The 22,354-nt window shown below is 58.9% G+C and carries 20 protein-coding genes and 1 pseudogene; 13 read left to right on the top strand and 8 right to left on the bottom strand.

The genetic code is table 11. The features are described 5' to 3' along the window. Window positions 1-127: 127 nt before the first annotated feature. From G3O01_RS11490 to G3O01_RS11480, 3 genes are read left to right on the top strand one after another with little or no spacing between them, the layout of a single operon-like run. On the top strand, window positions 128-1,426 hold the full coding sequence (locus tag G3O01_RS11490) for a cytochrome c (protein ID WP_205804755.1): 1,299 nt from the start codon (window positions 128-130) through the stop codon (window positions 1,424-1,426). After that, on the top strand, window positions 1,423-1,890 hold the full coding sequence (locus tag G3O01_RS11485) for a (2Fe-2S)-binding protein (RefSeq protein WP_205804754.1): 468 nt from the start codon (window positions 1,423-1,425) through the stop codon (window positions 1,888-1,890). The genes G3O01_RS11490 and G3O01_RS11485 overlap by 4 nt, the downstream gene beginning before the upstream one ends. After that, window positions 1,887-4,214: a molybdopterin cofactor-binding domain-containing protein gene (locus G3O01_RS11480; protein WP_205804753.1), complete on the top strand. Its 2,328-nt coding sequence runs from the start codon at window positions 1,887-1,889 to the stop codon at window positions 4,212-4,214. The genes G3O01_RS11485 and G3O01_RS11480 overlap by 4 nt, the downstream gene beginning before the upstream one ends. Here the strand turns inward: G3O01_RS11480 and G3O01_RS11475 are convergent. Continuing rightward, on the bottom strand, window positions 4,211-4,654 hold the full coding sequence (locus tag G3O01_RS11475) for a nuclear transport factor 2 family protein (RefSeq protein ID WP_205804752.1): 444 nt from the start codon (window positions 4,652-4,654) through the stop codon (window positions 4,211-4,213). The genes G3O01_RS11480 and G3O01_RS11475 overlap by 4 nt on opposite strands. 93 nt (window positions 4,655-4,747) lie before the next feature. Then, entirely contained in the window at window positions 4,748-5,500 is a 753-nt protein-coding gene (locus G3O01_RS11470; protein ID WP_205804751.1) for an SDR family oxidoreductase, read from the bottom strand. 172 nt (window positions 5,501-5,672) lie between these two features. On the opposite strand from G3O01_RS11470, the gene G3O01_RS11465 reads away from it, so the two are divergent. The 3 genes and pseudogenes from G3O01_RS11465 to G3O01_RS11455 all read left to right on the top strand — a co-directional run bounded on the left by G3O01_RS11465 (window position 5,673) and on the right by G3O01_RS11455 (window position 7,856). Next, window positions 5,673-6,602 carry a GlxA family transcriptional regulator gene (locus G3O01_RS11465; protein WP_205804750.1) on the top strand — a complete coding sequence of 310 codons (930 nt, stop codon included), beginning with the start codon at window positions 5,673-5,675 and terminating at the stop codon, window positions 6,600-6,602. A 166-nt stretch (window positions 6,603-6,768) separates the two neighbouring features. After that, window positions 6,769-6,879, top strand: a pseudogene (locus tag G3O01_RS45275) (NAD(P)(+) transhydrogenase (Re/Si-specific) subunit beta); the annotation flags it as partial. Between the two features lie 38 nt (window positions 6,880-6,917). Continuing rightward, window positions 6,918-7,856 carry a LysR family transcriptional regulator gene (locus tag G3O01_RS11455; RefSeq protein ID WP_205804748.1) on the top strand — a complete coding sequence of 313 codons (939 nt, stop codon included), beginning with the start codon at window positions 6,918-6,920 and terminating at the stop codon, window positions 7,854-7,856. Between the two features lie 174 nt (window positions 7,857-8,030). Here the strand turns inward: G3O01_RS11455 and G3O01_RS11450 are convergent, their stop codons facing one another. Both G3O01_RS11450 and G3O01_RS11445 read right to left on the bottom strand, forming a co-directional pair. After that, the gene (locus G3O01_RS11450; RefSeq protein ID WP_205805140.1) at window positions 8,031-8,834 is read right to left on the bottom strand and encodes an SDR family oxidoreductase; all 804 of its coding nucleotides are present in this window, start codon (window positions 8,832-8,834) and stop codon (window positions 8,031-8,033) included. Window positions 8,835-9,107: 273 nt separating this feature from the next. Continuing rightward, the gene (locus G3O01_RS11445) at window positions 9,108-10,052 is read right to left on the bottom strand and encodes a GlxA family transcriptional regulator (RefSeq protein ID WP_205804747.1); all 945 of its coding nucleotides are present in this window, start codon (window positions 10,050-10,052) and stop codon (window positions 9,108-9,110) included. A 126-nt stretch (window positions 10,053-10,178) separates the two neighbouring features. Between G3O01_RS11445 and G3O01_RS11440 the strand changes: the two genes are divergently transcribed. The 4 genes from G3O01_RS11440 (at window position 10,179) to G3O01_RS11425 (ending at window position 13,912) form a co-directional block, all read left to right on the top strand. Continuing rightward, window positions 10,179-10,886 (top strand): SDR family NAD(P)-dependent oxidoreductase, encoded by a 708-nt coding sequence (locus tag G3O01_RS11440; protein WP_205804746.1) that lies wholly within the window; start codon window positions 10,179-10,181, stop codon window positions 10,884-10,886. A 118-nt stretch (window positions 10,887-11,004) separates the two neighbouring features. Continuing rightward, complete coding sequence (locus G3O01_RS11435; RefSeq protein ID WP_205804745.1) at window positions 11,005-11,880, top strand: type 1 glutamine amidotransferase domain-containing protein; 876 nt, start codon at window positions 11,005-11,007, stop codon at window positions 11,878-11,880. A 58-nt stretch (window positions 11,881-11,938) separates the two neighbouring features. After that, window positions 11,939-12,334 (top strand): tautomerase family protein, encoded by a 396-nt coding sequence (locus tag G3O01_RS11430; protein WP_205804744.1) that lies wholly within the window; start codon window positions 11,939-11,941, stop codon window positions 12,332-12,334. Window positions 12,335-12,565: 231 nt separating this feature from the next. Further along, the gene (locus tag G3O01_RS11425; RefSeq protein WP_205805139.1) at window positions 12,566-13,912 is read left to right on the top strand and encodes a dicarboxylate/amino acid:cation symporter; all 1,347 of its coding nucleotides are present in this window, start codon (window positions 12,566-12,568) and stop codon (window positions 13,910-13,912) included. A gap of 50 nt (window positions 13,913-13,962) precedes the next feature. On the opposite strand, the gene G3O01_RS11420 is transcribed toward G3O01_RS11425, so the two are convergent. Next, window positions 13,963-14,853 (bottom strand): LysR family transcriptional regulator, encoded by an 891-nt coding sequence (locus G3O01_RS11420; RefSeq protein WP_205804743.1) that lies wholly within the window; start codon window positions 14,851-14,853, stop codon window positions 13,963-13,965. 118 nt (window positions 14,854-14,971) lie between these two features. On the opposite strand from G3O01_RS11420, the gene G3O01_RS11415 reads away from it, so the two are divergent. Then, window positions 14,972-15,361, top strand: a complete 390-nt coding sequence (locus tag G3O01_RS11415) for a tautomerase family protein (protein ID WP_205804742.1) — start codon at window positions 14,972-14,974, stop codon at window positions 15,359-15,361. A gap of 45 nt (window positions 15,362-15,406) precedes the next feature. Beyond that, the gene (locus G3O01_RS11410; RefSeq protein ID WP_205804741.1) at window positions 15,407-16,270 is read left to right on the top strand and encodes a fumarylacetoacetate hydrolase family protein; all 864 of its coding nucleotides are present in this window, start codon (window positions 15,407-15,409) and stop codon (window positions 16,268-16,270) included. Here the strand turns inward: G3O01_RS11410 and G3O01_RS11405 are convergent. After that, window positions 16,258-16,563 carry a hypothetical protein gene (locus tag G3O01_RS11405; RefSeq protein ID WP_205804740.1) on the bottom strand — a complete coding sequence of 102 codons (306 nt, stop codon included), beginning with the start codon at window positions 16,561-16,563 and terminating at the stop codon, window positions 16,258-16,260. The genes G3O01_RS11410 and G3O01_RS11405 overlap by 13 nt on opposite strands. A gap of 217 nt (window positions 16,564-16,780) precedes the next feature. Here G3O01_RS11405 and G3O01_RS11400 point away from each other — a divergent pair, with 217 nt between their 5' ends. Continuing rightward, a complete protein-coding gene (locus tag G3O01_RS11400) occupies window positions 16,781-17,218 on the top strand; it encodes a tautomerase family protein (protein ID WP_205804739.1) in 438 nt (145 codons plus the stop codon). 104 nt (window positions 17,219-17,322) lie between these two features. Here the strand turns inward: G3O01_RS11400 and G3O01_RS11395 are convergent, their stop codons facing one another. Together G3O01_RS11395 and G3O01_RS11390 are read right to left on the bottom strand one after the other, a co-directional pair. Further along, window positions 17,323-20,955, bottom strand: coding sequence for a hydantoinase B/oxoprolinase family protein (locus G3O01_RS11395; protein ID WP_205805138.1), 3,633 nt, complete (start codon window positions 20,953-20,955; stop codon window positions 17,323-17,325). A gap of 50 nt (window positions 20,956-21,005) precedes the next feature. Beyond that, on the bottom strand, window positions 21,006-22,313 hold the full coding sequence (locus G3O01_RS11390) for an MFS transporter (RefSeq protein ID WP_205804738.1): 1,308 nt from the start codon (window positions 22,311-22,313) through the stop codon (window positions 21,006-21,008). Window positions 22,314-22,354: the final 41 nt, after the last annotated feature.

Genomic DNA, 22,354 nt, shown 5'->3' with positions numbered 1-22,354 from the left:
GGATTTCTTTGAATGCCGAAGCCTGGCGGTGGCGGGTACCTTCACGGTTGTAGAAAGTTAGCTATCCAAAGGAAATCATGTCATGCCGGAAGCAGAGCCAGCGTCGTCACGGTCGACGGGCAGTCGAATGAAGCGTGTCATCGCGTATGTCGCGGCCGTGGTTGTCGTTGGCATATGCGGATTTGCTGCGTTTGCCTGGCGGCCCGCTATTCCCGAAGTGTCCACGCCGGATTCTTCGAGCTTCTCGCCAGTCCTGATCGAGCAAGGTGCGCGCCTCGCGGCAGCAGGGTTTTGTGCAAGCTGTCATAGCGTCGCCGGTGGGAAACCCTTCGCAGGTGGCTATGCGATGAAAACCGGCTTCGGCACCATCTATTCCACCAACATCTCGCCGGATCGCGAGACGGGCATCGGTACATGGTCGGAAGCAGCGTTTCTGCGTGCAATGCACGAAGGCGTGGCGCGTGACGGGTCACATCTTTTCCCGGCGTTCCCATACGACCACTTCACGAAGCTGTCGAATGCGGACGTTCACGCGCTGTACGCGTACATCATGACCCGACCGCCGGTGCATGCCGAGAATCATCCCAATGAGATGCCATTTCCGTTTGGCTTTCGACCGCTCCAGGCAGGATGGAAACTGTTGTTCTTTCATCCAGCGCGATTCGAGCCGCAACCCGATAAGTCACCACTCTGGAATCGGGGCGCGTATCTCGCAGAGAGCCTGAGTCACTGCTCGGCATGTCATACGCCGCGTGGGCCGCTGGGCGAGGAATTGACGAATCGGTTGTACCAGGGCGCAGCCGTTGATGGATGGTATGCGCCACCGTTGACCGCGGCTAATCCGTCGCCGGTACCCTGGACGTCGGCAGAGTTATCGGACTATCTGACGACGGGTATCAGCCGCTATCACGGTCCAGCGGCAGGTCCGATGTCGCCGGTGACGCATGAACTGGCCGTTCTCGACCCCGAAGATCAGAAGGCAATCGTGACCTACGTCGAATCACTCGGCGCGGGCGATGCGAGGGCTGATCACGCAGCGGCAGCGGTGACGTCGGCACTGGCCATCGATGCGCAAGACGGGACCCGGATCAGGAACGCGGGCGGCCGTCTATTCGTGTCGGCGTGCGCTTCGTGCCATTACAACCGGGCGCCGGACGTCAACCCGAACCGACCCGAGCTGGGCCTCAACAGCGCGGTGTTCCTCGATGATCCGTCGAATCTGATTCGCGTGATCCTTTACGGCGTCAGTGCGAAAGAGGGCGGAGGCGGCATTGTGATGCCGGGCTTTGCGCACGGGATGACTGACGAAGACGTCGCGACCATCGCCGCATATCTGCGAAACACACGTACCGACAAAGCGCCATGGACGGATCTTGCGAAACAGGTCGCAACGATTCGCGCCGCAGGACCAGGAGAAATTCGATGACTCGCATACGTATCAATGGCCGGAACGTCACGCTCAACGCGGAGGAGCAAACGCCTCTGCTATGGGTGATCAGGGACGAGGTTGGGTTGAAGGGAACCAAGTTCGGTTGCGGGATCGGAATGTGTGGAGCGTGCACGGTCCATGTCGGTGGCCGGCCCACGCGCTCTTGCGTGACGCAACTCGGCGCGGTCCAGGACGCCGATATTACGACGATCGAAGGGCTGCATCCACAAGGCGAGCATCCCGTTCAGCGCGCATGGAGAGACATCCAGGTTCCGCAATGTGGCTACTGCCAGTCAGGTCAGATCATGCAGGCAGCCGCGATGCTCAAGGATTTTCCTGAACCCACTGACGCAGATATCGATGCAGTGATGACGGGCAATCTTTGCCGGTGCATGACGTATTCCCGCATTCGAGAGGCAATCAAACAGGCTGCGCGCGCAATGACGGAGAGCAAGGCATGAGTCGGATACAGCGAAGCGTCGAAGGCAAGACCATCAATCTTTCGCGGCGCTCCTTTCTCGTTGCGACGGTTGCAACCGGCGCGCTGTTCGGCTTTTCGAACACGGCCTCGGCGTTAAACGCGTTCAGCAGCGCGCAGCGGGATACGGTTGAATCGACGGGGCCGATCTTCGAGCCAACTGTATGGTTTGGAATCGATCACAACGGGATCGTGTCGGTGAACGTGCCGAAGGCCGAGATGGGCCAGCACATCGGTACGGCGATCGCGCGTATTCTCGCCGATGAACTCGAAGCCGACTGGAACACGGTCAGGATCGTCGGCGTGGATACCGATCCCAAATGGGGGTTCATGGTGACGGGCGGCAGCACGTCCGTGTGGGCGACCTTCCCGGTGTTCAGCCGGGCAGGGGCGGCGGGGCGTGTTGCACTGATCGAGCAAGGCGCAAAACTGCTGGGCGCGCCTGTCGCGGCATGTACTGCCCGAGATGGTGCCGTTCACGCAGGCACGCGCTCGATTGGCTACGGAGAGATCGTTCGTCGCGGAAACCTGGGACGACGCTTTTCAGCCGATGAGATGAAAGCATTGCCGATCAAGCCCGCGTCCAGTCGTACCTTGATCGGCAAGCAGACCCGCGCACTCGATGTGCCGCACAAGACAACCGGTACGGCTGTCTATGGCATCGACGTGGACATTCCTGGCATGGTCTATGGCCGCCCGAAGTTACCGCCCACTCGCTACGGATCGAAAGTCATTTCAATCGACGATAGCGCTGCACGTAACGTCAAAGGTTATCTTCGAAGCATAGCGCTCGACGACCCTTCTAACACCGTACCAGGCTGGGTGATGGTGCTGGCCGAATCATACTATGCGGCGCTGCGTGCCACGGATCTCATCAAGGTCACGTGGCAAAGCGGAGACACGTCGACGGTGTCCGAGAAGGATCTGTTCGATCATGCGGCCGCGCTAATTGCCGACAGCAGTCAGGGTGCGTTGCTCGATACGGGTGGAGGGGACGTAGACGGCGGGCTCAAGAACGCCAGAAGAACACTCGAAGGAGAATATACGACCACTGGCGTCCTCCATTTTCAGCTCGAGCCAGTCAATGCAGTTGCGTTCGAGAAAGACGGCGTATTCGAGATTCACACGGGTAATCAGGCGCAAGGTTTTATTCTTCCAGTACTTGCAAAGGCCCTTCGGGTTCCGGCGGATCGTATTGTCATGCGAACCTATCTGATTGGCGGCGGATTCGGCCGCCGGCTGAACGGTGACTACACAGTCCCCGCAGCGCTAGCTACACAGAAGCTCGGCCGCCCGGTCAAGATGGTGCTTACTCGCGAAGACGATACGCGGCTCGATTCGCTTCGTTCGCCCACGCTGCAGCGGCTACGTCTTGGATGGAACGACGATGGCAAGACGACAGCGATGGAGCATGTGGCCGTCGCTGGCTGGCCCAGTCTGACTGTGTTTCCAGGCAATCTGAAGAAGGGCACCAATGGCGCGACCTACGACCCGTTTTCCATTTCGGGAGCAGATCACTGGTACGAAGTGGGCGCATTACGTGTTCGCGCGATCAATAACGATCTGGCGCAGAAGAGTTTTCGTCCGGGGTGGTTGCGTGCGGTAGCCCCCGGCTGGACGAACTGGGCACTCGAGTCCTTCATGGACGAAGTCGCCCATGTACAACGTGTCGATTCCGTTGCGTTCCGCCTGCGGCATCTCACTGCCACGAGCCGCAATGCGGGCGCGGCGCCGAATTCGGTCGGCGGCGCATTGCGGCAGGCCAATGTGATTCGCCGTGTCGCCGCGCGCGCCGGATGGGGACGGGCGCTGCCGCCCGATACCGGGTTGGGCCTCGCCAGTTCCTTCGGACAGGAGCGCGAGATGCCGACCTGGTGTGCTTGCGTAGCTCAAGTCAAGGTCGACCGGCAGACGGGACTCGTCACCGTCCAGAAGCTCTGGATGGAAATTGACGCCGGTTCCATCATTGATCCCGACGGCGCAATGGCGCAGGCACAGGGCGGAACCTTGTGGGGATTGAGCATGGCGCTCTACGAAGGGACGGAGTTCGAGAACGGAAACGTGAAGGACAAAAACCTCGATACGTATACGCCGCTACGCATGGCAGATGTTCCCGAGATGGATATTGCCTTCGTGGAGAGCGCCGAAGTGCCAGTCGGGCTGGGCGAGCCGCCAACCACCGTCGTGGCGCCTGCCATCGGAAATGCGATATTTGCCGCCGTAGGCGTAAGAATGCGTCACTTACCCATACGGTCCACGGCGGTCAAGCTGGCACTGGATCAGGCGCGAGAGAAGAAAACGGGTTAATCGCTGGCCGCTGCCGGCACGTCTGCGAGACCATTCGGGAACAACATTCGTGCGGTGGATATCACGTTGAGATATTCGCGCAGCAGCTTGATCTTTCCACCTTCTTCGAGAAGATGCGTCACATAGTCTTGGGCGTACACGCGGTCCGTATCGTTGATGAACCCATCCGTGTGATATTCAGTGAAAAGGCCGTGTCCTCCTTTCAATTCGTAGATGCTGATGTTCGATACAGTGAACGAAGAGAAGCGCGAGCGGATGAGATTGAGCACTTCACGGACGGCCTCTTTTCCCTCGAATCGGGTGTTCATGCCGAGCGTCGAAAAATAGGGGAACTCGAAAACACCATCATCGGCGAAGAGATCGACGCATCGGTCGACCGATGTGTCGAGGTTACTCAGGCAATCGAAGAATTCGTTGATCAGTTCGTTAGCGGATGACATGTGGGTGCTGTCCTGTTGTCAGGCGATGCCACGCGCCGCGCGCATTTTATTGGGGCGGCGTGTGGCAATTCGCTTAAGGGGTTAGTTTCAGCGTCAGATTTGAGCAATCCCGCCGTCGACGAAGAACTCACTGCCAGTCACAAAGCTGCTGTCGTCGGATGCAAGAAAGGCCGCGACCTTCGCGACTTCGTCGTCACGACCAATTCGTGCCAGTGGCGTGACGCTGGCAGCGAAATCGAAAAAGCCGCTGACTTCATCTTTTGTGATGCCCATTTTGTCGTGTCCGGGCGTTTCGATGACACCGGGACTCACGACATTCACACGGATATTCTTGCCCTTGAGGTCAGACGCCCATGTTCGAGCGAAAGAGCGGACGGCTGCCTTGGTTGCGCTATAGATGCTCCAGCCGCTAAATCCCTTACTACCGACAATCGAGCCAGTAAGAATGATCGAGCCGCCCGCGCGAACCAATGGCAGCGTTTTCTGCACAGTCCAAATCACTCCTTTGACATTGGTGTTCAGAAGATCGTCGATGTGTTCCTCGGTCAGATTGCCGAGCGGGGATGGCTTTGCAAAGCCGGCGTTTGCGAATACGACGTCGACGTGTCCGACTTCCGCTTTCACAAGGTCACAGAGACGATCGACGTCCGCAGGGTGGGTGACGTCACCCGGAACGGCGACAGCGCGCGTTCCCAACGCGCGCGCCGCTTCTTCCAGTTCTGCCTTTCGTCGCCCGGTGAGATAGACGCGGGCCGCGCCTTCATCGAGAAATGCTTTGGCCGTAGCGAGGCCAATACCTGAGTTGCCGCCGGTAATGATGGCGGTCTTATCGTTGAGCCGGGACATTGAAGTTCTCCATTCTGTAGAAGATTGCGAGCGCGATAAATGCCGACGATCTGGTCGTCGCGTTCAGCCGCGCGTCCGTCAAACGGGTGGTGCCCGATCTCATCAGTCTGGGGGTTGCCCGGCGTGGCGACAATGTCATAATTGCCACCAATCTCGCCATCGGATGTCAGCCATGCACAAGGTTGGTTTTATCGTTTATCCGGGCTTCCAGCTGGTCTGTCTTGCGGCCAGCTCAGTGTTCGAGGTCGCCGATCGTGTCCTCGGTGTACAGCACTACGAGGTCTCAATCCGTTCCGAAGCGGGTGGCACAATCCGGGGGAGTGCCGCCGTTTCAGTACAGAGCGAGCCGCTCGGAAGATCGTCCTTCGACAGCATCATCGTTTGCGGCGGTGAAGCGCTTCCGGAAGCATCGGCCCGGTTGGTCAAGTACTTGCGCGGTGCAGTCGCCAGGACGCCAAGGATCGCCGCCATATGCACGGGTGCATTCATATTGGCCCAGGCGGGACTTCTGGCGAATCGCCGTGCGACGACTCACTGGATGAAGGCTGCCGAACTGGAGCGACGTTATCCTGAAGTTCAGGTAGACGCGGACCGGATCTTTGTTCAGGACGGTCATATCTGGACATCGGCCGGAATGAGTGCCGGAATCGATATGGCGTTAGCAATGGTGGAATATGACCACGGGATTGAGGTCGCACGCTCCGTTGCGCACCAGCTTGTCCTCTATCATCGCCGGGCCGGTGGTCAGTCGCAGTATTCGACGCTTCTGGAGTTGTCGCCGAAAACAGACCGGATTCAAAATGCGATCAACTACGCGCGGGCCAATCTGAAGAACGTGCTGTCGTTGGAAGAACTCGCCGAAGCGGCACGTTTAAGCTCGCGGCAGTTTAGCCGCGCGTTTCGTGATGAAACAGGTCAAACGCCAGCGAAGGCTGTAGAGCGTCTCCGCGTCGAAGCCGCGCGACAGATGCTGGAGCAGGGACGCCATACGATCGAAACCATTGCATACGAGACGGGCTTCGCCGATCGTGAGCGTATGCGGCGCGCTTTCTTGCGCACACTGGGGCAGCCGCCTCAGACCGTGCGCCGCAATGCCATCTAGCGCCGCGTAATACTTTGGCGCTCATCGCGCGCAGCAATGCTTACGCATTCCGCTGGTGATCAAAGAGCCTTGTTCCCGGGCACATCTGCGAATTGCCACGCACGGTCGGGCGTGGCCGAATTCATTGCATCTACGTCATTGAGGATATGGCGTCGGCTCCTTACCATTCGAGTAACGTCCGGCCATCGTCAGCAAACGCTCCATGGCAGCCGGTTATGCCGGTATCGACGACGATCTGTTCTACATGGACAAGACCATGATTGTATTCGGCGTCGCGAGCTTCGTTCGCGACGCGTTTTTCAAGCAGAGACTGCTATGGATCAACTCGCATCGATGCGTGCATTCGTCACCGTCGCAAGAACGCAAAGCTATACGAAAGCTGCAGACATTCTGAATGTTTCGAGAGCCGCGCTTTCTCGCGCCATATCCGATCTGGAAACCCACACGAGTTCGCGGCTCCTGAATCGAACCACGCGCCGTGTTGCGCTCGCTGAAACGGCGAGAGACTATTTCGATTCCTGCTCGAGAATCATCGATGAGTTGGAGCAGGCTGAGCGCCGGCTTATCGACGACAAAACATCGGAGTGCGGCTACGTGCGAGTAGTCGCCCATCCGCTTGCCGTGGCGGCAGGTATTTCGACCCTGCTCGACGCGTTTGGAGCAACGGCGCCATGCATAAAAATCCATCTGACGGTACAGGATAGTCCGCTTAATCTGATCGAGTCGGGTTACGACCTGTCGATTTATCCGCCTGATCGTATAGCCAACGCTACGGTGGTCAATCGTCCGCTATTTCGATCCGGTTTTGTCTTTGTAGCCAGTCCACAATATCTCGACAAGAGTGCATCGCTGAACTCGATTTGTGATCTGCCGCAGCATCGGATAATCGATGGGCGCGAAGAGGCTGCGAGAAAAGGCCTCGAAATTTCATCGGATACCAGCACATGTCCTCCTCTGTCGCTGCAAAGCGTCGATATGAATGTGCCCAGCGCGATCGCAAGAGAACTTGCGATGGCCGGGGCCGGTATCGCGCTATTGCCCGAAGTGATTGTTCGGCGTGACCTGGCTCGAGGCGAGCTTAGAAAGGTGAGTTTCGACGGGGAAATGTCGTTAGGCGGAATCGACCTCGGCGTGCAGTACCAGCAGGCTAGCTCCACGCCACGAAGGACGAGAACGTTCATCGACGCCTGTCTGGGTTATTTCCGGTCGCTCGACACGGATCAGGAAATGACCGCGCATTCCACATCTGTCTAGAAGACTGAGGCGGCGTAACAACACGCGCCTTCGCTCTCGCTGGATCCGGATTCATCAGCACATGCTGCCGACAGCGACAGGCAACACTATCCCACCGATCGCGCAGATGGCATTGCGCCGTCGCCCAGGTTCTGCTGGGACGACGGCGCGCTGTCATGCCGGATTTCTACTGACTTACTTGCTCGCGGTCAGACCATAACGCGCGGCAGGTACAGCGTTGCCGAACTTCTGCGAGATCGCGCGACGGCCGGCTTCCCACTGGTTCCAGTCTTCCGCGTCATGCAGACCCGGAATCGTCACGATTTCGCCCGCGTCGAGGCCAGCCAACGCAGCGTCGACGAGATCTGATGCCGACATCGTGACGGGCGAGGTCTTCTGGTTCGGATAACCTGCGACGTCCCAGAACTCGGTAGCAGTTGCGCCAGGCAGCACCGACTGCACGCGAACACCCTTGCCAGCCAGATCGCGCTGCAGAGCGTGGCCAAAGCTGATGACATACGACTTCGACGCGCTGTACACACCGTTCAGCATTTCGACCGCGATACCGACCACCGATGCGATGTTGATGATCGTACCCGTGCCACGCGCCACGAAAGCGGGAGCGGCCGCATAGGTGAGACGCGTCAGTGCGGTGATGTTGAGGGCGATCATGTCTTCCATCGTGTCGACGTCGCCTTGCAGGATCGAGTTGACCGAACCGACGCCAGCGTTGTTGACGAGCATCGTGATGCTCGCGTCATCGCGCAGCACGGCTTCGACACGGCGGACGGCAGCCTTGTCGTTCAGGTCTTCGGCCAGGTACTTCACCGAACGGCCGCTTTCGCTGGCGAGGCGCGCAGACAATGCTTTCAGCCGGTCTTCATTGCGGGCGACCAGAATGAGGTCGTAACCGCGTTTCGCGAGACGGTCCGCATAAACAGCACCAATGCCAGCCGACGCGCCAGTGATGAGGGCAGTACCTTTCGAATTGCTCATGATCTTCTCCAATGGGTTCGGTCGATGAATATCGACTTCGAGACGAAAGATACGCCGGCGCGGCGTTGTCGCAAATGTCATATACGCAACGATTCCGGCCATGGCAGAAACGCGGCAAATTCTTGTAGCGGGTACGTTGTTGCAGGGGGATGTAGGTGGTGTGCGGGAAGCCGTCCGTGTACAGGAAGCAGCCTGCCGTTCATGTCGCCGCCCAGAACGGGCGGCGGATTGCTGATCGAAGTGCTTTAACGGAAGCCTGATCAGGCCCGAAGTCCGTCAAGCCGGTACAGAAGGCGAACTGGTTCGTTGTATCGACTGTGGCGGCTGGCCGAATGCGCGTAGAAACGCCCGACGCATACGCTCGCGGTCGCCGAAGCCTGTTTCCCGGGCGATCCTGTCAATTGGATGACGACCCGTTTCCATCATGGTTCTGGCGGCTTCGACACGCAGGCGCTCGATTGCTTTGGCCGGCGACTGCCCCGTCTCCTCGCGAAAGAGTCTGCTGAATTGCCGGGGACTGAGGTTGGCAGCTTCCGCAAGCTCCTCTACCGATAGTTCCGACGTCAGGTTTTCTCTAGCGTACGCGAGAGCGCTTTGAACGCGATCCGTCTTGGCGTCGAGCTCGAGCAAGGCGGAGTATTGTGACTGGCCACCTGCGCGTCGGTGTGTCACCACCAGCTTTCGGGCGATGTCACGCGCGATCTTCTGCCCCAGATCTTTCTCCACAAGGGCGAGCGCAAGATCGACACCTGCACTCATGCCGGCGGAGGTCCAGATATGTCCGTCAATCATGAAGATCCGGTCCTCTTCCATCTGGACATTCGGATAGGCGCGCTGGAACGCTCTCGCGAACTGCCAGTGTGTCGTCGCCCGGCGTCCCTCAAGCAACCCTGCTTCAGCGAGCACGAACGCGCCGGTGCAGATCGCGCAGATCCGACGGGAATGCCGGCTCGACGCGCGCAGGTACGCCTTGAGTCCTTCACTCGGCGGCGCTGTTTCGTTGTCGCCAGTCACGATCAGGGTGTCGAATTTTCGTCGGACGAACGTACTGGTTTCGACCGAGAAGCCCTGTGACGACTTGATGAGTCCGCCGTGTTCTGAAACCAGCGACAGATCGTAAATCTGCTCGCCGCTCATGATGTTCGCGTATTCGAACACGGTTGCGACCGCGAGTCCGAGCGATTGAAAGTTAGGATAGACGACGAGTCCAACCTTCTGCATGGCAACCTCCGATGGATGAAAACGTCGATGGCCGGAAACGTTGCATCTACGTCATTGAGCCGATGATCGCATAAATCTAAGATTCATTCACGCTCATCAACCAGCTAGAAGTCTCGGAGAAATGTCTTGATTGAAGGAGTCAGCAAGGGAACTGCAGTCGTAACTGGCGCGTCGAGTGGCGTCGGTGCGTGCTATGCAGAGCAGCTTGCTGAGCGCGGCTATGACGTGATCATGATTGCGCGCAACCGGGCGCGAATGAACACGCTCGCAAGCCAGCTGACCGACAAGACAGGACGTAGCTTCGAGGTGGTGCAGGCCGATCTTGCGAGGCTTGCTGGTGTGCAGAGCGTCGAGTCGCTTCTGCGCAGCGATTCGAGCATCACGATGCTCGTGAACAATGCAGGTATCGGCGCCGCTGCGCCAATGCTGGAAAGTGACACGAGCCTGATCAGCCCGATCATTGCCGTGAATCTGGCGGCATTGACGCGATTTACGAGGGCAGTTGCACCCGCATTCGCGTCGCGCGGGACGGGAACGATTATTCAGGTAGCGACGGTCGCCAACGACCGGCCCGAATGCAAGAACGGCATGTGCGAGGCAATTGCGGCGTATGTGCTGGCTTACTCAAGATCGTTGCATCAGGATTTCAGCGATCAGGGAATCAGACTGCAGGTCGTTCTGCCTGAATCGAAGTACCGGCGCTTTCTGCAAGTCACTGACCATGAGGCCGTAAGAGGGCGGGTGAGTTACGCCACGGCGGCTGAGAATATGGTGAGGACAGCCTTGGCTGGACTGGATCACGGGGAGTTCGTATCCATGGCTTCATCCAGGTAAGGTCGATTGCCGCGCTGTGGCAGGGGAGCGCTCGCAAGTTGATGGAAATAGATTAATCGCAGCTTTGGAATTTTCTTTTTACACAGTTGTACTAATGTTGGTAAGGTAATTTTCATCCATGAACAGGTTCAAAATCAGCAGTCTCGTTCTCGCGCTCGGCATCGCTGCGGTGGCTCCGACAGTTGCTTCGGCGCAATCGCACGGCAAGGTTCTGGTGGTTCTGTCGAGCGCACATACACTCGATCTTCGTGACGGAAAGACGTACAAGACAGGCTACTATCTGAACGAGTTGGCGACGCCGCTGAAGCAGATCGTCGATGCGGGCTACACGCCTGTGTTCGCCAATCCGAAGGGCGACACGCCCTCCATGGATGAGAATTCGAACAACAAGATGTTCTTCGGCGGCGACGATGCAAAGCGTGAAGACGCGCTGAAATTCGTCGACGGATTCGCGGGGATCAAGCATCCCATGAAGCTCGCGACTGTCGCGGCCAAGGGTACGCAAGGCTACGTTGGGCTCTTCATGCCAGGCGGTCATGCGCCGATGCAGGATCTGCTGAAGGACAGGAATCTCGGCAAGATTCTGGTCAGCTTCCACGATACGGGTCGTCCGACCGGCATTATCTGCCACGGCCCGATCGCGTTGCTGTCGACCATGAAAAACCCCGCTGCTTTCGACAAAGCCTTGATCGCCGATGACACGGCATCGATCGATCAGCTCAAGCAAGGCTGGCCGTATGCCGGGTATAAGCTCACGGTGTTCTCGAACGCAGAAGAGAAGCAGCTGGAAGGCGAGGGTAAGCCGCTGGGCGGTCAGGTCCAGTTCTACACGGATGAGGCGCTGGCGAAGGCGGGTGCCGACGTGCAAATCGCCGAGCCGTGGAAGAGCAATGTGGTCGTTGATCGCGAACTGATTACGGGTCAGCAACCCTTCTCGGACCACGCGCTGGGTGATGCGCTGGTTGCGAAGCTGAACCAGCAGGCGTCGAAGTAAATTCGAAGGAGCGCCTTGCCGGCGCTTCTGTCGCCCCATCCCGACAGTTGAGGAAATCATGCCCTATCTGCAACTCGATGTGCCCTACGAATACACCCCGGATCAGAAAAAAGCAGCCGCAAAGCGAATCGGTGAAATCTACGCGGATGTGATGAAGGTCAACACGAACATCATCACCGTATCGATTCGTGAAGTGGGTAGAGGTGGTGTGTGGCGTTGCTCCGATGATGAACCGGACGAGGCTGCAATCATGATGCTGGACATCCGTCGTGGCCGCCCGCTGGAACAGCGTGGAGAGCTTGCGCGACAACTGATCGAAGCGTGCGTGGAATTGCTCGGTCTGAAAACGAACCGCTTGAATATCGAGTTCACCCAGCATTCAGGCGACGAAATGTATCACCCGATCCTGGGTGGCTTCAACAAAGACTGGATCGAAGACGAGCGCAGCGAATAGCCGCGTCGAAACCAGAACTTCCCTAAGTATTGAACGGTAGATCCGGCTGGCAAGTGCGAGCCGGATCTCTGGGCGCGCGTGCGTCAGGCCGATAAATCGATGCCGCGAAACTGTGCCGCGCCTAGCGTGGAAAAGAAGAAGATCAACTGGCCGTTCGTGCAACGAGTCATTGGCGCCCGCTGGCAGGGCGCCATAGCCGCCGCAGGCGGCAAGGTATGTGAGGATGACACCATGAAGCAACCTTTCTATAAAGTTCTGTATCTTCAGGTGCTGTTTGCGATTGTCGTTGGAATCGTACTCGGGCATCTGTATCCATCGTACGCGATGTCGATGAAGCCTTTCGGCGATGCGTTCATCAAGCTCATCCGCATGGTAATCGGCCCGGTCATATTCTGTACGGTGGTCACGGGTATCACAAGCATGGGCGATCTGAAGAAGGTAGGCCGAGTGGGTGGGAAGGCCCTGATCTACTTTGAAATTGTCTCGTCATTGGCTTTGGCGATCGGGCTGATATCGGGCCACTTCCTGCGCCCAGGCGAGGGCTTCAACGTTTCAATTTCATCGTTGGATCCGCACGCGATTTCAGGGTTCGTGAGTCAGGCCGAACATATGGACGGTATAGCGGGATTTCTTCTTGCGATTATTCCGGCATCGTTTTTTGATGCCTTTGCAAAGGGTGAAACGCTGCCAATCCTTTTCGTATCGGTGATGTTCGGCATTGCGTTATCTGCAGCAGGTGAACGGGTCCAAAGCATCACGGTGGCCATTGAAAAACTGTCGAATGTGTTCTTCTCTCTCGTCAAGATCATTACCAGATTCGCCCCAGTAGGCGCGTTCGGCGCGATCGCGTTTACAGTCGGAAAATACGGGATCGGCTCACTCGTCCCCCTGCTGAAACTGATCGGCGTTTTCTATCTGACAGCATTTACGTTCGTCGCCGTGGTGCTTGGCCTGATTGCAAAATTCGCGGGATTCAACGTTTTTCGCTTTCTTGCCTACCTGAAAGAGGAACTGTTTATCGTCCTTGGCACGAGTACTTCCGAAGCTGCACTTCCCCAGTTAATGCAAAAGCTCGAGCGGATGGGCTGCTCGAAGGCGGTTGTCGGACTGGTTGTGCCGACTGGCTATTCGTTCAATCTGGACGGTGCCAACATCTATATGACGCTGGCGGTCATGTTTCTGGCGCAGGCGACAAACATTCACCTGACGCTCGCCCAGGAATTGACGTTGTTCGCTGTGACCATGTTGACATCGAAGGGATCAAGCGCCGTTGTTGGTGCGGGCTTTGTCGCACTGGCAGCGAGTCTGTCGGTGGTGCCTACCGTGCCCGTCGCGGCGATGGTCCTCATCCTGGGTATCGATCGATTCATGGCAGAGTGCCGATCGCTCGTGAATATCATCGGTAATGCGGTGGCTACGGTGGTGGTGTCGGCATGGGAGGGCGAACTGGACCGGGAGGCGATGGCGCGCGAACTGTCGGGTTATGGTTCGGTAAGTCCGCTCGAGCCGCGGGCCGAACTGACAGCGGTTGCGTCGAGTTCCCGTGAGACGGAAGTCATGAAGACCGATCTCGGATAAGACAGGCGCGGCGCATAGGTATTGGTCTGGGCGCCGCGGCTTGTTTCGTTCTATGCCAGGCGTTCCTGCAGAGTGCTTTCGAACACTTCAATGGCTCGACGTAAGTTGCCAGGCTGCGAGGCACGAACGATTCTCGCGTCAAGATGCAGCGAGAAATCTGCGACTTCGACAATCTGCAACTGATCACGCAGGACACTCTCCGCGATGACGCTACGCGGCACGAGGCCGAGGCCCATGCCCGCCGCTACGAGGCGAAGTTGCATCTCGGTTCCGTGCGTGTCGATACTGATTTGCAGCCGTCGTCCCTTGCCTTCTATCGCCCGATCGAGTGCTGCGCGATATCCGCATCCCAGTGGATTGAGTACCCACTTGTGGTTCGCCAATGTATCAATCTCCGACTGGGAATCGACCAGAGGATGCAGTGCGCTTTGCACGATCACGACCTCGACGCGTTTGACCAGATGTCCCTCCACGTCATTCGGCAAATCGCTTCCGGCGACCACGAGAAGTGCTGCAGCATCTAGCGCTCCCACGCTGATCATCTCCAGCAAGCCGGGACTCCAGCCCGTCTGCAGTTCTATATCTAAAGCGGGGAAACTCGTTTTCAATTGCATCGCAGTGTCGAACATCGCGATGTCGGCGAGCGCATGTGTCAAGCCGAGATGTATCGTGCCCGTGGGCTCGGTGCTTTCCTGCGTGATCGCCAGCAAGCCGTCGCGGTCTCGCAGCAACCGGATCCCCTGTTCGTAGACACGCCTTCCAATTGCCGTCAGTCCAAGCGGCTTGATCGTGCGATCCAGAAGCTCTACGCCGAGTGCGCTTTCAAGCTGTTGCAGGCGGCGTGAGATTGCTGATTGCGTAATCGAAAGTTTGTCGGCTGCTTTGGTTAGGGACTTCAGGTCAGCCACGGCTACGAAGGCCTCGATGTCTTGTAGCAACATGCGCTCCTATCATAAAGATGATGAAAATTATGCGCTTGTCGCACATCTGGCGTCACTCTAACCTATCTGGACATCCGGCGTTGCCGGGAACATCAAGCCCATTGAAAGGAATTGGATCATGCCATTGGCTCGCATCAATATTTCTCAAACAGCCTCCAGAGAGGTTGTCCGTGCTGTCAGCGATGTCGTTTATGAAGCGATGATCCATGTCGCGAATGTGCCGCAACATGACAAGTTTCAGATCATTACCCGTCACGCTTCAGACGAACTGGTGTATCCGGAAGAGGGATACCTTGGAATCACTTACAGCCCGCAAATCGTGTTTATTCAAGTCGTGTGGAATGCAGGAAGAACCACTGAAACGAAGAAGGCTTTTTATAAGGCCGTCGCGGATGGTATCCACGCAAAGGCAGGGATACGCAAAGAAGATGTGTGGATCAGTCTTATCGACGTAGCGCGTGAGGATTGGTCATTTGGTAACGGTGAGATGCAGTACGCGCCGAAGTGACATGCAGCTTTTCAAATCGATGTTTGTGACCTGATTAACGATCCCATGAAATTCGCCACATTCGAACATGAGGGAAAGCAACTCGTCGGCCGGGTAAGCGCAGACGGCGCGCGGTTTTTTCCCCTGCCGGTAACGAGCATGCTCGACCTGATAGAACGGTATGAGCAGTTCTCTGCGGAAGCTGATACCGAGCATCCCGTATCGTTACGTCTTGATGATGTGCGGTTGCTCGCACCCATCCCCAATCCGCGCAAGAACATCTTTTGTGTGGGTAAGAACTATCGCGAGCACGCGTATGAATTTTCGAAGAGCGGCTACGAAGCTGGCGCCGTAGCGGGAAGTGAGGTTGATGACTATCCTGCTGTCTTTACCAAGCCGGCTACCTCAGTGGTCGGACCCAACGATGCGGTATCCACGCACCCTCAGATAACGAACAAGGTCGACTACGAGGGCGAAATTGCTGTCGTGATAGGGCGCGCGGGCCGTGATATCAAACGAGCCGATGCCGCCGGTTACATCTGGGGTTTCACGATCATCAACGATGTGACTGCTCGGGACCGGCAGAAGAATCATCGTCAGTGGTTTCTGGGGAAATCTCTCGACACGTTTTGTCCGATGGGCCCGTTCATCGTGACATCGGATGAGTTGCGACACGACGAGCTATCCATTCGCACATGGGTCAACGGGGAACTGCGACAGGATGCTCACACGCGGGATCTGATCTTCGACATTCCGACGCTGATCGAAGTCATTTCTGCTGGATGCACGCTCGAACCCGGCGACATCATTTCGACCGGCACACCTGCCGGAGTCGGAATCGGGTTCACACCACCCAGATTCCTGGCGTCGGGCGACGTGGTCGAGATTGAAGTGGAAGGCATTGGACGATTAAAAAATCACTTCGTCTGAGGCCGCGAGGCAACCGCCGCCGCATGCAGCGGCCCGTGACGGGCGATCAGTTCGTCGACGACTTTGTGCGCCGCTTCGATCTGATCCGTGATTGGCTTCGCAGCATCGAGGGCATGCAAAACGGAGCCACCCGACTGCTTCGCTGCCTGCGCCAGTGCGGGTGGAGTGGATACGGTTGGGTTGATGAACAACGTTGTTTCGATTCTCCCGTCTTCAATATGTCTGAGGATGAGAAGAATTTCGAAACCACGATAGACATCGCGGACAGGCTCTTGCACTTCTATCTCCTTCAATCAATGCTGGTATTGCAGCCGTCATACTGAAGGGGCCGACGTCGCGTACAGGCGCAGTGTTCCAGGGTAAACACTTCTTACTCGGGGGTGATCTGCTCAATAAGATGTACCTACATCTATGGTACTTCGAATCGCGGGTCGTGGCTACATCCGACGTGCCAATCGCAAGGGATGCCGATTGGCATCTCATGATGAATTATTGATCGGGAACGCAACCATGCCTACTTATGTCGTGTCGGCCGCCGCAGGCCGTTTCAGTGAAGACGAGAAGCTGCGGATTGCGCAGGCGATTACCCAATCCCACAACGAAGCGACGGGAGCACAAGGCTTCTTTGCGCAGGTGATATTCAATGAAGTGCCGAGAGGAAATCATTTCATCGGCGGACGCCCGCTTCGAGACGATCAGATCTTCGTTCACGGGCATATTCGTGCAGGACGTCCGGATGATAGAAAGCAGTTGCTCCTGTCTAAAATCGTCGGATCCGTCATGGAGATCGCTTCGGTGGAGCGGCGTTTTATCTGGGTCTACATCTCCGAAATTCCACCGTTGCAGATGATCGAATACGGCTATGAATTGCCGCAGCCGGGGCAGGAAAATCGATGGCTCGAGCAGTTGCCGCAAGCGGACAGGGAGTATCTTCTCAGCCTGGGTTAAGTGAGTCACCCGAGGTAATTAGCGCGCGCATGCCGGATTGCGTCGTTGCCGCGTGTGGTGGTTCACGCGCGACAACGCTGGACGCAAGTCCCTCTGCGCGAGAGTCAGACTTCCCCGAAACCACCGCCTCCCGGTGTTTCCACCACGAACACATCGCCCGCCTGCATCTCGACACTCGCGATATGACCTAAAGCGACGATCTGACCATCCGCGCGCTCGACGCGATTACTGCCGCGTCCTCCTGCCCGTCCGCCACCCGCGCCGAAAGGCGCATGAATGCGGTTATTCGACAGAATGGATGCCGTCATCGGCCGGAGGAAGCGAATGCGCCGGATCGCGCCGTTCCCTCCGTGCCAGCGTCCCGCACCACCCGATTCCGCGCGGATCAGGTGCGATTCGAGCCGTACCGGGTAGCGCCATTCGAGTACTTCAGGATCGGTCAGACGCGAGTTGGTCATGTGCGTCTGCACGGCATCGACACCGCTGAAACCGTTGCCCGCGCCGCTGCCGCCTGCGATCGTTTCGTAGTACTGGTAGCGGGCATCGCCGAAGGTGAAGTTGTTCATCGTCCCCTGGCTCGATGCCACGATACCGAGTGCGCCATACAGCGCATTGGTGATTGCCGACGACGTCTCGACATTGCCCGACACCACCGCCGCGGGATACACCGGATTGAGCATCGAACGGTCGGGCACGATCACCGACAACGGCTTGAGACAACCCGCGTTGAGCGGGATATCGTCGCCAACGAGCGTGCGGAACACATAGAGCACGGCCGCCATGCAGACCGCTTTCGGCGCATTGAAGTTGTTGGGCAACTGCGCAGATGTGCCGCTGAAATCGACCGTGGCGCTGCGTGTCGCGGCATCGACGCGAATCGCGACGTCGATCACCGCGCCGTTGTCGAGTTCGTAGCGATAGCGACCGTCCTTGAGCGCGCCGATCACGCGGCGCACGGCCTCTTCGGCGTTGTCCTGCACGTGACGCATGAAAGCGAGCACCACGTCGCGGCCGAATTGCGCGACCATGCGGCGCAATTCGTCCACACCCTTCTGATTCGCGGCGACCTGCGCGCGCAGATCGGCCATGTTCTGCGCGATATTGCGTGCGGGATAGCGGCCCGACGCGAGCAGCGCACGCGTTTCGGCATCGCGTAATTCGCCTGCGCGGACGAGCTGCCAGTTGTCGATCAGCACGCCTTCCTCTTCGATATGTGACGAGGACGCCGGCATCGAGCCCGGCGTGATGCCGCCGATGTCCGCATGATGGCCGCGCGAACCGACGTAAAAGAGCGGTTCGGACGAACCGTCCGCGAATACGGGTGTAATGACGGTCACGTCGGGCAAGTGCGTGCCGCCGTGATACGGGTCGTTGAGCATGAACACGTCGCCGTCGCGCATGGCGCCGCGGTTGCGCTCGATCACCGTGCGGATGCTTTCACCCATCGAGCCCAGATGCACCGGCATGTGCGGCGCGTTGGCAATCAGATTGCCTTCGTCGTCGAAGATCGCGCACGAGAAGTCGAGACGTTCCTTGATGTTGACCGAGTAGGCCGTATTTTGCAGGCGCAAGCCCATCTGCTCGGCAATCGACATGAACAGGTTGTTGAAGATTTCGAGGCGAACGGGGTCGGCTTCGGTGCCGATCGAGCGTCGCGTGGGGAGCGGTTGCACGCGCGTCATCACGACGTTGCCCTGGACGGTGAGTTCGGCCTGCCATCCTGGTTCGACCACAGTTGTACCATTCTTTTCGGCGATGATCGCCGGACCGTCGAGTGTGTCGCCGGCGCACAGCGTGTCGCGCTGATAGAGCGATGCGTCGTGCCACTGACCACCCGAATACATGCGTACGGTTGTCTGTGCACGCAGCGCGTCGTCTGCCTCGCGCCTCTGCAGGCTGCCGGTGTCGACAGGCGCATCGGAATGGCCGATGGCCTCGACGGAAGCGAGTTCCGCGATGAGCGGCGTATCCGCCATCAGAAACGCGTAGCGTTGGCGATAGGCCGCCTCGAACGCAGCACGCATGGCGTCGATGCTGCCCGCCGGCACCGCGAGCGACGAATCGGTGCCCTGATAACGCAAGTGCACACGCCGCTCGGTCGTAATGCGTGCGGCGTCCACGCTCTGGTCGAGCAGTGCGCGTGTCGCATCGTCCGCGAGCGCATCGAGCGCGGCTTCAAGCGTCGGCAGCGATGCTTCGTCGAGTGTGATTTCCAGCGCGCGCTCGCGCATGGCCGTCTGATCCGCGAGTCCCATGCCGTAAGCTGAGAGCACGCCCGCGAGCGGATGTGCGAACACGCGCGTCATGCCGAGCGCGTCGGCCACGCCGCAGGCATGTTGGCCGCCTGCGCCGCCAAACGTGGTCAGCACATACTGCGAGACGTCGTGGCCGCGTTGCACCGAGATCTTCTTGATCGCGTTCGCCATGCTGCCGATGGCGATCTCCAGATAGCCTTCGGCCAGTTCTTCGGGCGTGCGGCGCTGGCCTGTCGCCGCAAAAATCTCTTCAGCAAGGGATTGAAAGCGTTGCACGACGACAGCGCGATCGAGCGGCTCGTTTGCATGCGGACCGAACACACGCGGAAAATAGTCCGGCTGGATCTTGCCGAGCATCACGTTGCAATCGGTGACTGCGAGCGGGCCGCCGCGCCGGTACGCCGCCGGGCCGGGATTGGCGCCCGCCGATTCCGGGCCGACGCGCAGCCGCGCGCCGTCGAAGCCGAGCACCGAGCCGCCGCCTGCGGCCACTGTATGGATGCTCATCATCGGTGCGCGCATGCGCACGCCTGCCACCTGCGTTTCGAACACACGCTCGAACTCGCCATTGAAGTGCGAGACGTCCGTCGACGTGCCGCCCATGTCGAAGCCGATCACGCGCTCGAAGCCTGCGGCCTGCGCTGCGCGCACCATGCCGACGATACCACCCGCCGGACCGGAAAGAATCGCGTCCTTGCCCTGAAAGACGTCGGCACGCGTCAGTCCGCCGCTGCTTTGCATGAACTGCAGGTTCACGCCTGGCATTTCGTGGGCGACCTGATCCACGTAACGGCGCAAGATCGGCGACAGATACGCATCGACGACGGTCGTGTCGCCGCGCGAGACCATTTTCATGAGCGGCGAGACTTCGTGGGACACCGAAATCTGCGTGAAGCCGATGTCGCGAGCGAGGTCTGCGAGCTCGCGTTCATGCGACGTGTGACGATAGCCATGAATCAGCACGATCGCGAGCGCGCGGATGCCGCTGTCGTAGACCTCGTGCAGTGCACGCTGTGCCGCGACACGATCGAGGGGCGCGACGACTTCGCCCTGCGCGCTCACGCGTTCGTCGATTTCCAACACGCGCTCATAGAGCGCTTCCGGCAATGCGATGTCGAGATCGAAGAGCCGCGGGCGGTTCTGGTACGCGATTCGCAGGACATCGCGAAAGCCGCGTGTCGTGACGAGCGCGACGGGTTCACCTTTGCGTTCGAGCAAGGCATTGGTCGCGACGGTGGTGCCCATCTTGACCATCTCGACGTGGCGCGGCGTGATGGCTTCACCGGCTTGCAGACCGAGTAGATGACGAATGCCAGCGACGGCCGCATCGCGATACTGCTCGGGGTTTTCGGAGAGGAGCTTGTGCGTGGTGAGCGTGCCGTCCGGGCGGCGCGCGACGATATCGGTGAACGTGCCGCCGCGATCGATCCAGAACTGCCAGCGGGACGGCGTGCAAACATCGGAGGCTTGATCGTGCTTCATCATGTCGTGGTCTTGATGCGAAAAGTGTAATGAGGTGCGAATGGCGCAGTTCAGGCAGCTTCGAGTTCGCGGCCCCGCGTTTCGGGCAGCGTGAGCGCGGCGATGATCAGCACGCCATACGCAGCCACTGCGAACATGCCGATGCTCGTGCCGAGACCGAAACGGCTCGATAGCGTGCCGATCAGCACGGGGAACAGTGCCCCGATCGCGCGGCCGACGTTGTAGCAAAACCCCTGGCCGGAGCCGCGTACGCGGGTCGGAAAGAGTTCAGTGAGAAACGCGCCCATGCCGGAGAAAATGCCCGACGCGAAGAAACCGAGCGGAAAGCCGAGCCACAGCATCGACGCATTCGTGAGCGGCAACGAGGTGTACGCGAACGCAATCGCCATCGAACCCAGCGCGAACAGAATGAAGTTCGGTTTGCGGCCGATGCGGTCCGTGAGCCACGCGCTGCACAGATAGCCCACATACGAACCGGCAATGATCATCGCGAGGTAGCCGCCCGTGCCCATCACGGTCAGATGACGCTCGGTCTTGAGAAACGTCGGCAGCCATGTCGTGATCGCGTAGTAGCCGCCTTGTGCGCCCGTGGTGAGCAGAGCGGCGCGCAGCGTCGTCGACAGCAGTCGGGGCGAGAAGATTTCGGTGAAGCGCGGCGTATCCTGCGTGTGCTGCTGCCGGACTTTTGCGTGCTCGAATACTTCGGGTTCTTTCACGTAGCGGCGGATGAAGAGCACGAGCAGCGCCGGCACGAGTCCGATCAGGAACAACGTGCGCCACGCGATTTCCGGCGCCATGACGGAAAACAGCACGGCGTAGAGCAGGGCAGCCATGCCCCAGCCGAGCGCCCAGCCCGACTGGACGAGACCGACCGCCTTGCCGCGATCGCGTGCACGGATCACTTCGCCGATCAGCACAGCGCCCGCCGTCCATTCGCCGCCGAAGCCGAAGCCCATCAGCGCGCGTGCCGCGAGCAACTGGCCGTAGTTCTGCGCGAGACCGCACAACGCGGTGAACACCGCGAACCACAGCACGGTGAGTTGCAACGTGCGCACGCGGCCAATGCGGTCGGACAGAATCCCCGCGATCCAGCCGCCGAGCGCGGAGGACAGCAGCGTCATGGTGCCGATGAAGCCGGCGTCGGCGAGCGAGATGCCCCAGGTCGCGACGAGCGTCGGAATCACGAAGGACAGCATCTGCGTGTCCATGCCGTCGAGCATATAGCCGACCTTGCAACTCCAGAACGCGCGGCGGGCGCGTGGACTGGCTTCTGCGTACCAGGACAGTGCTGGCGTGTCGGCCGTTGTGCTCAGGTCGGCGGCATCGTCGACGCTTGCCGTGAGTGTCTTGCTGTCCATCTGATGCTCCTGTGGATAGACGCATGAGTTACAAGCGAAGC

The organism is Burkholderia sp. Ac-20365, assembly GCF_017104715.1.
Taxonomy (GTDB): domain Bacteria; phylum Pseudomonadota; class Gammaproteobacteria; order Burkholderiales; family Burkholderiaceae; genus Paraburkholderia.
Note: the sequence above shows the minus strand (reverse complement) of the source record. Positions and strands in the feature narration are given on the sequence as shown.